The organism is Guptibacillus hwajinpoensis (assembly GCF_005144865.1).
GTDB classification, from domain to species: Bacteria; Bacillota; Bacilli; order Bacillales; family Guptibacillaceae; genus Guptibacillus; species Guptibacillus hwajinpoensis_A.
In genome coordinates, this window is sequence record NZ_SWFM01000001.1 from 421,905 (window position 1) to 435,123 (window position 13,219).

11 protein-coding genes are annotated in these 13,219 nt (G+C 41.4%); all 11 read right to left on the bottom strand.

Going from position 1 to position 13,219, the window contains the following annotated elements:
• Positions 1-58: 58 nt before the first annotated feature.
• A complete protein-coding gene (locus FBF83_RS02100; RefSeq protein ID WP_136945486.1) occupies positions 59-925 on the bottom strand; it encodes a 2-oxoacid:ferredoxin oxidoreductase subunit beta in 867 nt (288 codons plus the stop codon).
• On the bottom strand, positions 912-2,663 hold the full coding sequence (locus FBF83_RS02105; RefSeq protein ID WP_136945487.1) for a 2-oxoacid:acceptor oxidoreductase subunit alpha: 1,752 nt from the start codon (positions 2,661-2,663) through the stop codon (positions 912-914). Before FBF83_RS02105 ends, FBF83_RS02100 begins: the two co-directional genes overlap by 14 nt.
• Positions 2,664-2,775: 112 nt before the next feature.
• Positions 2,776-3,696 (bottom strand): dipeptidase, encoded by a 921-nt coding sequence (locus FBF83_RS02110; RefSeq protein ID WP_136945488.1) that lies wholly within the window; start codon positions 3,694-3,696, stop codon positions 2,776-2,778.
• 108 nt (positions 3,697-3,804) lie between these two features.
• A complete protein-coding gene (spoVS, locus tag FBF83_RS02115) occupies positions 3,805-4,065 on the bottom strand; it encodes a stage V sporulation protein SpoVS (protein WP_044391806.1) in 261 nt (86 codons plus the stop codon).
• A gap of 108 nt (positions 4,066-4,173) precedes the next feature.
• Positions 4,174-4,968 carry a TIGR00282 family metallophosphoesterase gene (locus tag FBF83_RS02120; RefSeq protein WP_136945489.1) on the bottom strand — a complete coding sequence of 265 codons (795 nt, stop codon included), beginning with the start codon at positions 4,966-4,968 and terminating at the stop codon, positions 4,174-4,176.
• A 348-nt stretch (positions 4,969-5,316) separates the two neighbouring features.
• On the bottom strand, positions 5,317-6,879 hold the full coding sequence (gene rny / locus FBF83_RS02125) for a ribonuclease Y (protein ID WP_136945490.1): 1,563 nt from the start codon (positions 6,877-6,879) through the stop codon (positions 5,317-5,319).
• Positions 6,880-7,265: 386 nt separating this feature from the next.
• Positions 7,266-8,315, bottom strand: coding sequence for a recombinase RecA (recA, locus tag FBF83_RS02130; protein WP_136945491.1), 1,050 nt, complete (start codon positions 8,313-8,315; stop codon positions 7,266-7,268).
• Positions 8,316-8,511: 196 nt separating this feature from the next.
• Complete coding sequence (locus FBF83_RS02135) at positions 8,512-10,080, bottom strand: DEAD/DEAH box helicase (protein WP_136945492.1); 1,569 nt, start codon at positions 10,078-10,080, stop codon at positions 8,512-8,514.
• Positions 10,081-10,091: 11 nt separating this feature from the next.
• Positions 10,092-11,321, bottom strand: a complete 1,230-nt coding sequence (locus FBF83_RS02140) for a competence/damage-inducible protein A (RefSeq protein ID WP_136945493.1) — start codon at positions 11,319-11,321, stop codon at positions 10,092-10,094.
• Positions 11,322-11,528: 207 nt separating this feature from the next.
• Positions 11,529-12,107 (bottom strand): CDP-diacylglycerol--glycerol-3-phosphate 3-phosphatidyltransferase, encoded by a 579-nt coding sequence (gene pgsA, locus FBF83_RS02145; protein ID WP_136945494.1) that lies wholly within the window; start codon positions 12,105-12,107, stop codon positions 11,529-11,531.
• Positions 12,108-12,287: 180 nt separating this feature from the next.
• Complete coding sequence (locus FBF83_RS02150) at positions 12,288-13,217, bottom strand: helix-turn-helix domain-containing protein (RefSeq protein ID WP_136945495.1); 930 nt, start codon at positions 13,215-13,217, stop codon at positions 12,288-12,290.
• Between the last annotated feature and the right edge of the window lie 2 nt (positions 13,218-13,219).

The following is a 13,219-nucleotide window of genomic DNA, read 5'->3' on the forward strand; positions in this document are numbered from 1 at the left end:
TAAAAGTACATTTCGCTAAAAAAAGACCCTCCAAGTTATAGAGGGTCTTCGTTAGAATTCACATAAACTCTGCCATTAATTCCGTGAATTTCTCTTCAGGTAGAGCCAGGTTTTGTTTAGATAGAGCTTCAGCGCTATAGCCTCTTACCGATTCCTGATATGACGGCCTTGTTGGGTTATGATAAATTAGACCTTTTACAAGTCCATCATGTTCCATCAATGTTTGCATGGCCAACATGCGATTTGTAGGATCATACCCTTCGATATCGTTTAAGCTTACTAGATTTTGTTTGAACCAATCATATGTGTTCACTTTATTAAATGTCACACATGGGCTAAAAACATTAATTAAGGAGAAGCCTTTATGTTGGATACCTAGCTCAATTATTGCAACAAGGTCCTTTAGATCTGTTGAGAAGCTCTGGGCCACAAAGCCACATCCACTTGAAAGTGCAAGTTCCATTATCGATAATGACGATTCGATTGAGCCAGAAGGCGTACTCTTCGTTTTAAAGCCTTCTGCACTAGTTGGAGAGGTTTGCCCTTTTGTAAGACCATAAATTTGATTATCCATTACAATATATGTTACATCAATATTGCGTCTCATCGCATGAATCGTGTGCCCCATTCCGATCGCAAAACCATCCCCATCTCCACCAGAAGCGATAACAGTTAAGTCACGATTCGCCATTTTCACACCCTGGGCAATCGGAAGTGAGCGCCCGTGAATGCCATGAAAGCCATATGCATTGATATACCCGCTAATTCGTCCAGAACAACCAATTCCTGAAACGACTGCAAGGTCATCTGGCTCTAGCCCAACATTTGCTGCAGCACGCTGAATAGCTGCTTGAACAGAGAAGTCACCACAGCCTGGACACCAGTTAGGTTTTACCTGATTTCGAAAATCTTTAAATGTGGCCATTTGCTAACATCTCCTTGCATTGTTGATGAATATCACCTGGCAAGAATGGATTCCCGTCATATTTCAGAAGACTTTCAATCTTATCCCCGTGACCTGCATTCATTTTCACAAGACTAGCAAGTTGCCCTGTTGCATTATGTTCCACAACAACTACTTTCTTCGCGGCCTTAAGCATAGGTAACAATTCATCAGAAGGAAATGGATGAACAAGGCGAATTTGTGCATGATTTACTTTAAAGCCATCTTCTTCAAGCCTTGGAATAGCTTCTTCAATACTACCCCTTGTCGAATTAAATCCAATCAATAGCACATCCGACTCCTCATGCTCTTCTCGCTTGTAGATTGGGACTGGAAACGATAAGTTACTAATCTTCCTAAGCCGCTTCTCCATTTGATCTTTACGGTTTTCAGGAACTTCAGAAGGCTTTCCTGTCTCATCATGTTCCACTCCAGTCACATGAAAAACCCCATTCTTTGTGCCTGGAATAACACGATTCGATACACCATCATCAGTTACTTCAAACCGTTTAAAGTATGCTTTATCTTCTCGTTCAGGAAGCTCTTGATCGTTTAGTTTCCCTCTTCTAATTTTTATTTTATGATAGTCAAGAGGTTCAACTGTTTGCTTACCTAATGAAAGCTGTAAATCGGAAAGCAAGATGACAGGACATTGATATTCTTCTGCAAGATTAAAAGCCTCAATCGCGTCATAGAACGCTTCTTCAACTGTACTCGGAGCAATAACAATCTTAGGGATCTCACCATGTGTTCCATAAATCATGGCTAGTAAATCAGATTGCTCCTGTTTTGTTGGAAGACCTGTACTCGGGCCACCACGCTGTGTATCTACGATAACGAGCGGAGTTTCTGTAATGCCGGATAACCCGATTGCTTCCATCATTAAAGACAACCCTGGGCCTGCTGAAGCAGTTAACGTTCTTACCCCTGCATAATTCGACCCAATTGCCATAGTCGCAGCAGCAATCTCATCCTCTGTCTGTATGACAGTGCCACCAAACTCCGGTAGCTTCTTGATCAGGTACTCCATAATTTCTGAAGCAGGCGTAATCGGATAAGCCGCCATCAATCTCGCACCACCCGCTAATGCTCCTAGTGCTATCGCATCATTTCCAATCATAAACATGCGATTCTTTCCATCGGCTTTTTTGAGAGATAACGTTTGAACACTGTTTCCCGCAGATTGAACGAATGCATCTGCTCCACGTTGGATCGCTTCCATATTGCTCGTAACGACCTTTTCTCCCTTTCGACCAAAGATTTCTTCCACAACAGCCTGATATGTTGCCGTGTCGACCCCGAGAGCTGCACTCGTTGCTCCAATAGCAACCATGTTTTTCATAAGTGATGTGCCTAATTCGGTTGCGATTTCTGAAAAAGGAATGATGACGAGTTCAGCCTTGCAACCTTCTGGTTTAACAGGCTTAAATTTCGCGTCACCAATAATAATGCCCCCGCTGTGCAGTTCGTGAGCATTCACATCAATGGTTTCCTGATCAAATGCAATTAGCATGTCAAGATCATCAGAAACAGAGCGAACTTCATTCGTGCTTACACGTATCTTATTATTCGTATGCCCGCCTTTGATACGGGACGAAAAATGCCGGTAACCATATAAATAGTATCCCATACGATTTAGCGCAATCGCGAATATTTCACCTGTACTCTCAATTCCTTCACCCTGCTGCCCACCAACTTTCCATGAAAGTTGCTCGATCATATCGCCCCACCCTTTCTAATCTAGTACCTGAAACCGCTTGCTTATATTACTAGTTCGAAATAGGATTATAATTCCCTGCTCATTAATTCGACAAATACTAAATTCTTACTTATCAGGGCATTCTTGCGATCAGATTTTCACCTAAAAATCCATCTACTTGTTCTTTGCTGTAATACCGATGAAGTTCTTCAATGAGGCGTGGATAATCATCGTATCGCTCTAGACCAGCAGGGACTTCACTAATACCATCAAAATCAGATCCGAGTCCGATGTTTGATGTTCCACCAAGACTACATATATGCTCAATATGGTGAATAATATCTGATACGCTTGCATTTCGGTCATTACGTAGAAATTTTGGCACAAAAGTAACGCCAATAAAGGAGTCTTTCTCAATTAACGCTGTAAGCTGCTGATTATCAAGATTTCGTGGGTGTGTGCAAATTGCTTTAGCATTGGAGTGAGAAGCAATTACATAACGCCCCTGATCAATAACATCCCAAAATGCTCGAACAGATAAGTGCGAGACATCTGTCCAAATTCGATGCTGATTATGTAAATCGATAATACTTCTACCAAAGTCAGAAAGGCCTGCTCCTCTTGACTCAAGAATGCCATCAGCCGTGGCATTGCCATAATTCCATGTAAGTCCGACTGATCTAACACCAAGACGGATAAGGGTTTTCAACCTACCCGCTTCCTTCCCGATCACATCGCAACCTTCCAATGTTAGCATTGCGCCTATCTTTCCATCTGGAATATTCTCGGCATCCTTTTTCGTATAAACGGGCACAACATCATCGTAAGGTTTGATAACCCTTTCATGAAAAATATCGACCATATCTAGCGCACAGTCAAATTTAGCAGGATCCGGAACGCTTTCAGGTACGTATACCGCAAACAATTGAAGCTTTGCACCTGCTCTCCTCATTTGATTAAGGTTCGTGTGAAGTCCTTCACCATCTTCAAATGAAAGGGACGGGTCCAACCACATCTTACAAAGTACATCGCAGTGTGCATCATGTATATTCATCGATAGCCTCCTCATATGTTTGTCCAACTAATCTGTACACCCGGTAAGGGATTTCAAAGTATAAAAAACCTGTTTGTAAAAACAAACAGGTTTTCTTGACGGAACTATTTAGCGAGGCTCTACAATTAGCTTAATTGCGGTACGCTCTTCACCATCGATCAAAATATCGGTGAAAGCAGGGATACAAATGAGGTCAACGCCACTGGGTGCTACAAACCCTCTTGCGATGGCTACTGCTTTCACTGCCTGGTTTAGTGCACCTGCTCCAATCGCTTGAATCTCAGCATTACCGCGTTCCCGAAGGACGCCAGCAAGTGCACCAGCTACAGAATTAGGATTGGATTTTGCTGAAACTTTTAATATATCCATTTTTATAGCCCCTCCTTAATTTGATCATCCATTACCACTCTAGACTATATTCCTTGTAAGAAGCTTGTATTCCTGCTGTGTCCATCAAATTTTCAATACATTCAAAACCTAATCATAGAATGGATGGTCGTCATTGATCGCTATGCGTTCAATCTTGGTCGCCTTACCAGTTTTTGGATCTAATGTTAAAATGACCCCACTAAGTTGTTCCCGACCTTTTGTTACTTCAAACCTTACGGGCATCGTTGTCAGAAATTTCTTGATAACAGCTTCGCGTTCCATTCCGAGAATACCATCATACGGACCAGTCATTCCGGCATCAGTCAAATAGCCTGTACCTCCAGGTAAAATTCGCTCATCTGCTGTTTGAACATGCGTGTGTGTGCCAACAACCGCTGTTACTCTCCCATCAAGATACCAACCCATTGCCTGCTTCTCACTTGTTGTTTCAGCATGAAAATCAACAAAGATAACTGGAGTTCGTTCTCTCATCTCTTCAATAAGCTCATCCGCCTTAGTGAACGGATCATCAAGTGCCGGAAGGAATGTTCTTCCTTGAAGGTTAATAACACCAACCTCTATTCCGTTAATGTTCACAATCGTTGACCCATTACCTGGAGTGCCTTGAGGAAAGTTGGCAGGTCTAACGAGCTTCGGAGCGCGATCGATGAATTCAAAGATCTCTCGATTATCCCATGTGTGATTTCCCATCGTAATGACCTGGGCACCTGCTTCTAGAAAGCCACGATAAATTTTCTCAGTAATTCCTCGTCCACTTGCTGCGTTTTCCCCGTTAACGATTGTAAATGTAGGTTTGTACTTTCTTTTTAAACGAGGTAAGTAAGTTGAAATCATATTGCGTCCTGGAGAGCCTACAACATCTCCGATAAATAGTATTTTCATAATGATACTCCAATCTCTTATTTCATTCTTTATCAGTTTATCAAAAGAAATTCATGATATTAAGTAACGGATAAAATTTAATAGCTGCTTTCGTAACCATTGTTGCTATAACAGTTGTGGTTGATTTCCGCTTCAGGATGCTCGCTTTCCGCGGGGCGGGCGATGAGCCTCCTCAGCGCGCAAGAACATCGCGCCTGCGGGGTCTCACCTGTCCCGCTAGTCCCGCAGGAGTCGAGCACCTTCCGCTCCAATCACCTATGATATGGGGTTCTTTATAGAAGAATCTTTGAAAAGTAACAATCTTTTAGAAAAGAGCCAATTAAATAAAGCGATGCACGCGGCATCGCTTTATTTTGCATACTCAACTGCCCTTGTTTCACGAATTACCGTGACTTTAATGTGCCCAGGGTAGTCCAGTTCATTTTCGATTTTCTTAGTAATCTCTCGTGCTAGACGATAAGATGAAACGTCATCGACAAGATCAGGTTTAACCATAATTCTAATTTCACGACCTGCTTGAATAGCAAATGACTTCTCTACGCCCTCAAACGACTCTGAAATCTCTTCCAGTTTCTCAAGACGACGAATGTACGTCTCTAATGTCTCACGACGTGCTCCCGGACGTGCAGCTGACAATGCATCGGCCGCTGCCACAAGAGTTGAGATTACAGATGTAGCTTCCGTATCACCATGGTGAGATGCGATTGCATTAATTACAACAGGATGCTCTTTGTACTTAGTCGCAAGCTCTACGCCAATTTCAACGTGGCTTCCTTCCACTTCATGGTCAATCGCTTTACCAAGATCATGTAGAAGACCAGCACGTCGAGCAAGCTGTACATCTTCCCCAAGCTCTGCTGCCATAAGTCCTGTTAAATAAGCAACTTCCATGGAATGCTTCAATACATTCTGTCCATAACTTGTACGGAATTTCAAACGTCCCAGAATCTTAATGAGATCCGGGTGGAGTCCGTGAACTCCAATTTCAAATGTGGATTGTTCTCCAACTTCGCGGATGTATTCGTCTACTTCCCTGCGTGATTTCTCAACCATTTCTTCAATTCGTGCAGGGTGTATTCTTCCATCCTGTACGAGTTTATCCAGGGCATTACGAGCGATTTCTCTTCGTATCGGATCAAAACCGGACAGAATAACTGCCTCAGGTGTGTCATCGATAATTAAATCAATCCCCGTCAGCGTTTCAAGAGTTCGAATGTTTCGACCTTCACGGCCAATAATCCGACCTTTCATCTCATCATTTGGCAGGTTAACAACGGAAACCGTCGTTTCTGCAACATGATCCGCAGCGCAGCGCTGAATTGCAAGCGATAATACTTCTCTCGCCTTCTTATCAGCTTCTTCTTTTGCATGATTCTCACGCTCTTTCACCATCTGCGCTAGTTCATGCTCAAGTTCATGCTCGCTTTCACGGAAGATGATTTGCTTCGCTTCTTCCCTCGTAAGACCGGAAATCCGCTGAAGTTCCTGTTGCTGTTCTTGTAGCAACTCCTCCACTTTGCCTTCCATCTCTTCAATTTGTCGTTGTTTTTTGGTGAGAGAGTCCTCTCTTCTTTCGAGGGAATCCTCTTTTTTGTCAAGAGTCTCACTTTTGCGATCAAGGACCTCTTCTTTTTGTACCAAACGATTCTCTTGTTTTTGTAACTCATTTCTGCGTTCACGAATTTCACGCTCAGCTTCAACACGAAGATTATGATTCTCGTCCTTCGCTTCAAGCATAGCTTCCTTTTTCAAAGCTTCCGCGTCGTTTTTACCTTCTTTGATAATCCGTTGCGCTTCCAATTCTGCACTGGAGATTTTCGCTTCAGCAATCGTTTTGCGAACAAGAAATCCAACAACTGCTCCGACTACTGCAGAGACCAGCATAGTGGAGATGATGATCACTATATCCATCGAACTCACCTCCTCCTGCTATCAACTTGTTGGTTTACTGTCATGTTAGTTCTTTGTACCATTTGCAAGATTTCAATCCAGCACATGTCACTTGTTAAGAGTAAAGTATAATCTTACTAGAAAATTATAATTATACAATTAATATTGTATCTTTCAGCGTAAGGGTTGTCAAGAGAGCACATGGAGCCAAAATTGCTTCAGATAGCTCATTATTGCTCTTTTTTTCGCCTCTTAATCATGAATTATTCATTACTAATAACTGACATCTCTCTGCCTAAACATGGAAATGAAAATTTTCATTAAACAAACTATGAACGTATTTTACACAAAAAGCCTATGTAATTATAGAAAAAGCCGGTCTTAATGACCGACTATCTCTATCTATCTTACTTATCTTCATCAGGAAGAAGCGTATCTTTGCCTGTTGCAGTTTCTTCCGTCTGCTTATCTGCGTCAAGATTATGATGAGCGCGTACGCGTCCTTCAATTTCAGCTTCAATAGCCGGGTTTTCTTTCAAGAATTGCTTCGCATTTTCACGACCCTGTCCAAGGCGTTCGCCTTCAAACGAGAACCATGCGCCGCTCTTTTGAACGATCTCGAGGTTTGAACCGATATCAAGGATTTCACCCTGCTTAGAAATACCTTCACCATACATAATATCAACTTCAGCTTGTTTAAATGGTGGAGCAACCTTGTTCTTTACAACTTTAATACGAGTCTTGTTACCAACCATATCATTACCCTGTTTAAGAGTTTCAGCGCGGCGCACTTCTAATCTCACAGAAGAATAGAATTTAAGGGCACGTCCACCTGGAGTTGTTTCGGGGTTTCCGAACATAACTCCAACTTTTTCACGAATCTGGTTAATAAAGACCGCGGTGGTTTTGGACTTGTTAATCGCACCTGAAAGCTTACGAAGCGCTTGAGACATGAGACGTGCTTGTAAACCAACGTGAGCATCTCCCATTTCACCTTCGATTTCTGCCTTTGGTACAAGGGCAGCTACGGAGTCAACAACAACCATATCAACTGCACCACTTCGTACGAGTGCTTCAGCAATTTCCAAAGCTTGTTCCCCTGTATCAGGTTGTGATAGCAGTAACTCATTAATATTAACGCCTAGTTTTTCTGCATAAACTGGATCTAATGCATGTTCAGCATCTATAAAAGCGGCCTGACCGCCGTTGCGTTGTACTTCTGCGATAGCGTGAAGGGCAACAGTTGTTTTACCTGAAGATTCCGGACCGTATACTTCAATAACACGCCCTCTAGGATATCCTCCTACACCGAGAGCAATATCGAGTGCTAGCGATCCAGTGGAAATAGTAGAGACCCTTTGCTCGGCTTGTTCGCCAAGTTTCATAATGGAACCTTTACCAAATTGTTTTTCTATTTGTCTTAATGCCATATCTAAGGCAGCTTTGCGATCACTCACGAATGAATTCCTCCTCGTTATTAAACTATCACTATCATATCTCTTTTTTATCAATTTGCCAATAGAAAACCGAACATTTATTCGTCTTTTTATTTTTTACTTATCTTGACTTTTTCATCATTTCTTTGTTCTAAAGGTGAAGAAAAAGTTAAGAAGAACGATCAGCTCCAAGCCTTGGAGCTGATCGTTTCGTTTTCTACACTCTGCTTTTTTGGGGTTTGGCAGGCTCTAAATGGATCGATTTACCATCAATGCCTCCTGCACGAAGCGCTTCATATACGAATGGAGCTACATCTTCGTGAACTTCAAAGAAAGAGAACTTCTCGAAGATATCAATTCGTCCGACAGAATCGTTCTCAACTCCTGCCATCACTGAAAGCTCACTAAGGAGTTTCTTTGGATGAAGGTCAATGTTACGTCCTACATTAAGGAAGAAACGCACCATGCCATTCTGTCCGCCCGTTTCACCGAAGTTATATTCGGATGGCGTTGTATTTTGTTTTTCTTGAATCGCGTTTTCTAGCAATGCTTGAACAAGTGCATGTGCATCATATTTCGCAAGAAGCAGTTCAGATGTTTCTCGAGCTGATGATTCCTGCTTTTGGTTCTTCAATTGCTTTTCAACTGATTTAACAATGTTTTCAAGATCCACTGATTCATCTTGAAGTGGTTCAGCAGAAAGGTTCAACTTGATTTTTGATTCAATCGACTGAAGAAAGCGCATGTCTTTCGGTGTTACTAGTGTTAATGCAATACCTTTATTCCCTGCACGACCGGTTCGTCCTATACGGTGAACATAACGCTCAGGATCCTCAGGGATATCATAATTAATTACATGACTGACGTGGGCAACGTCTATTCCTCTTGCGGCTATATCAGTCGCAACAAGAAAGTTAATCTGGGATCGTCTAAATAAATTCATCACTTTTGAACGCTGCTGTTGTGTAAGGTCACCATGAAGTTCTTCACCACGGTAGCCGCGTTTCTTAAGTGATTCCGTTAGCTGAGAAGCACCTTTTTTCGTTTTCGTAAAAATGATGCCAAGACGAATATCTTCATTCTCAATCACACGACAAAGGGTATCAAACTTATCACTTTCGAACGTTCGATAGTACACTTGCTCAACTGTATCTGCAGTTACATCTCCTTTTGAAACCGAAATCGTAAGAGGGTTTTTCAAATACTTTCCTGAAAGCTTACGAATCGGAGCTGGAATCGTAGCAGAGAAAAGCAATGATTGGCGCTGAACAGGTAACTGCTTGAAAATTAGTTCTATGTCATCAATAAAGCCCATGTCGAGCATTTCATCAGCCTCATCAAGAACCGCCGTATGAACATTGTCTGTTTGAAGTGTTTTGCGCTTTAAGTGATCAAGCATACGTCCAGGTGTTCCTACAACGATATGAACACCTTTCTTCAATGCACGAATCTGATGATAGATCGGCTCGCCACCATATACGGCAAGGACATTAAGACCCTTATATTTCGAAAGCTTCTGAAGTTCAATCGCAACCTGCATAGCAAGTTCACGTGTTGGGGTAAGAATAATAGCTTCAGGACCGCCAACTTTCTTTACTTTTTCGATAATAGGAATACCAAAGGCAGCCGTTTTTCCTGTTCCAGTCTGCGCTTGACCGATTATATCTCTTCCTTCAAGTATTGGTTCAAGTGCTTTTTCCTGGATAGGAGTCGGTTCCTTAAAACCAAGTTCAAGCACAGCTTTACTTACTTCATTGGATAATGCAAAGTCTTCAAAATTCTTCATACCTACGTAATTCACCTTTCTAAATTCAATAGTGTATTAAATCCATGTTTCACTGTTCGTTTACGAATAGCATCTCGATTACCAGCAAGTTGAAGTGAAATGACTTTCTCCCCTAATGGTGATGCTATTCCAATAAACACAGTACCAGGTTCCTTTCCTTCACTAGGGTCTGGTCCAGCTACGCCGGTGAAACTGATTCCGACATCGGTGTTATATCTCGCTTTAACGCTTTTTGCAAGTTCAATCGCACACTCTTCGCTTACGGCACCGTATGCTTCGAGCGTTTCGTTTGATACGCCGATCTCTCGCTTTACTTCGTTAGAGTAACACACAACCCCACCATAAAAAAGTGAAGAAACTCCAGGAAGATCTGTTAATTGTTGACTAAACAGTCCACCAGTAAGGCTTTCAGCAGATGAAATTGTCCAATTGCGTTCTTTAAGCATTGAAAACGTTTCTTTTGGAAGAGAAGTCTGGTCATAACCATACAAGAACTTCCCAACACGCTGACTGATTTTTTCTTCAGTTTCGTCAATAAGCTTTTCGGCTACTTCTTTAGAATCCGCTTTTGCTGTTAGGCGAAGCGTTACTTCCCAGTCCCCTGCTAAAGGAGCAATGGTAGGATTTGTTTGATGATCAATTAAATCTTCAAGTTCGGTCTCAAGCCTAGATTCCCCAATACCAAAGAAACGAAGCACACGAGAGACAATGGTGTCACCCTGCTTCATCTGACTAAGTAAGTATGGCTCTGCATAATTTGTGAACATTGGGTAAAGTTCTTTAGGGGGGCCTGGAAACAGCATATACGTCCGATTATTCGCTGTTAAAGCCATACCAGGAGCCATTCCGTTGTCATTTCGAAGAACGTCTGCACCATCTAAGACTAGCGCTTGTTTACGATTATTCTCTGACATAGGTGCTCCAGTTTTCGTATAATAAGCTTGAATGGTATCCATAGCTTCTTCATTGTAAACAAGCTTTTTGTTAAGTGTTTCAGCAATCGTTTCCTTCGTAAGGTCATCTTTCGTTGGACCAAGTCCACCGGTGAAAATTAGCAAATCTGATCGAGACTCTGCCGTTTCTATCACCTGTTTCAGTCGATCACTATTGTCTCCAACAACAGTGTGATAGAAAACATTAATACCAAGATCAGCAAGTCGGGTAGAAATAAATTGTGCATTTGTGTTTGCTATTTGTCCAAGTAATAACTCTGAACCTATTCCGATAACTTCTGCATTCATACTTATTCATCCCTTCTATTAAAAACCTGATTAGCAACCAAGTTTATTAACATGATCATAACTCTTCTTCCTCTATTATACATTGGAATGGTCATTACGTATAAGAAAGCGCCTCATGTCCCTTTAATATGGTACGAATGAAACGGTCATTAAGTGAGGATAAAAATGGTTTCAAAAAGGAACAGAATAATCTGTTCCTCTAAGTGTTTAACGTGATTTCAGGAGTACTTCGCGATTTTTATAGAAATAATCCCATCCTGAATATACAGTTATTATTAGTGCAGCCCATAATGAAATTGTCGCAAATGGAAAACCTACTGCTCCAAATGGTACATTTTCAATTAATAGAGCTATGATGGCGATAATTTGAATCCATGTTTTTAGCTTCCCAAGATTGCTTGCTGCAAGCACCTCTCCCTCTGAAGAAGCAACAAGTCTAAGGCCAGTTACAGCGAACTCACGGCTTAAGATCAGAACTACAATCCAAGCAGGTGCAGCACCTAGCTCCACAAGAGAAACGAATGCAGATGTAACAAGAAGTTTGTCTGCAAGTGGATCTAGAAATTTACCAAGATTAGTAACAAGGTTGTGCTTTCTAGCGATATAACCGTCAATCCAATCTGTTATTGAAGCGAAAATAAAAATGGCTGTAGCGATTAACTGAGAATTTAATAAAACGGTTCCTGCAATCTCGGTTTCTCCAAGAGGCAGTGGAGCTAATAGAAAAATGAGAAAAACGGGTATTAGAAAAATGCGGGATACTGTAATTTTATTAGGTAAATTCACGTATGTTCCTCCTAAATGTCATTTAACCAATAAATTGGGTAGTAGTTATTGTGAAACTATAAAAGCAACCCATTAAATCGTATTCTATTCTATCATTGTTTCTTTCATGCAGAAAGGAAAACTTCTCCAATGATTAGTCGAAAGAAAAAGGGTCATCTAACATAGATGACCCCTACTTGCTTACTCTGATTTTTTAAAATTCAATGTAACGTTTTGAACAACGGGTTCATTTGGAATGTCAATCTTCTCTCCATTTACGAACACAGTAATATTTGGTGAGCTTCCTAGTCGCAATGACGCTGAAGATTCGCTTGTTAAGTCATGTGTAACCTTTTCACCTTTTTTAAGACTCTTATACACGTATCTCTTATCACTTGCACCTGTTAAAGCAACCCAACTACCGCCTTTAGCTTCTAGCTTAACCTCATACTTATCTGTGTTAGATAGTTCATAAGTTGAACTTGAAGAATTACTCTTGACTTTTTTGATAGCCATTTCTGGTTCTTCTTCAGGTTTTTCTTCAGACTTCTCTTCAGACTTTTTGTCTTCTTCTGAGGGCTGATCCTTAGCTTCTCCATCAGGTTGATCTGATGACTCTTCAGGCTTTTTGGAATCTGATACCTCATCAGAAGAAGGCGCGTCACCACTATTCTCATCACTAGATACTTGTTCTTCTACTTGATTTGTTGTAGCAGTCTGATTTGTTTTCTCATCACCATTCTGCACTACATACCAAATGATGGCTGCAACACCGACCAATACGAGCACGACAAGAATCGATGGAAATACGGATGACCACTTCGAAGTTGTTTTACTTGGTGAGGCCGGCCTTCTCATTTTTCTTGGAGGCAAGTTCTCTGGCACATCTGTGCTGGCTTTAGGAATTTCAGAGGCATATTCCTCAAGTAATTCCTCTCCGCCAAGGCCAACTGCTTCCGCATAGTTTTTAATAAATGCACGCGTATAAAAATTACCTGGAAGCAGTTCGTAATTTCCTTCTTCTATTGCATGAAGATAGCGTTTTTGAATCTTTGTGATGGATTGAATTTCCTCGATTGATAATCCCTTATCACTTCGAGCCTCTTTCAATCGTTGACCTAGCTCTGTCAATG

Bases quoted from the DNA above. Each gene is read 5' to 3' on its own strand.
- FBF83_RS02105 (WP_136945487.1), bottom strand. From the start codon at position 2,663: ATGATCGAGCAACTTTCATGGAAAGTTGGTGGGCAGCAGGGTGAAGGA.
- FBF83_RS02120 (WP_136945489.1), bottom strand. From the start codon at position 4,968: ATGAAAATACTATTTATCGGAGATGTTGTAGGCTCTCCAGGACGCAAT.
- FBF83_RS02140 (WP_136945493.1), bottom strand. From the start codon at position 11,321: ATGAATGCAGAAGTTATCGGAATAGGTTCAGAGTTATTACTTGGACAA.
- FBF83_RS02135 (WP_136945492.1), bottom strand. From the start codon at position 10,080: ATGAAGAATTTTGAAGACTTTGCATTATCCAATGAAGTAAGTAAAGCT.
- rny (WP_136945490.1), bottom strand. From the start codon at position 6,879: ATGGATATAGTGATCATCATCTCCACTATGCTGGTCTCTGCAGTAGTC.
- spoVS (WP_044391806.1), bottom strand. From the start codon at position 4,065: ATGGATATATTAAAAGTTTCAGCAAAATCCAATCCTAATTCTGTAGCT.
- FBF83_RS02100 (WP_136945486.1), bottom strand. From the start codon at position 925: ATGGCCACATTTAAAGATTTTCGAAATCAGGTAAAACCTAACTGGTGT.
- FBF83_RS02110 (WP_136945488.1), bottom strand. From the start codon at position 3,696: ATGAATATACATGATGCACACTGCGATGTACTTTGTAAGATGTGGTTG.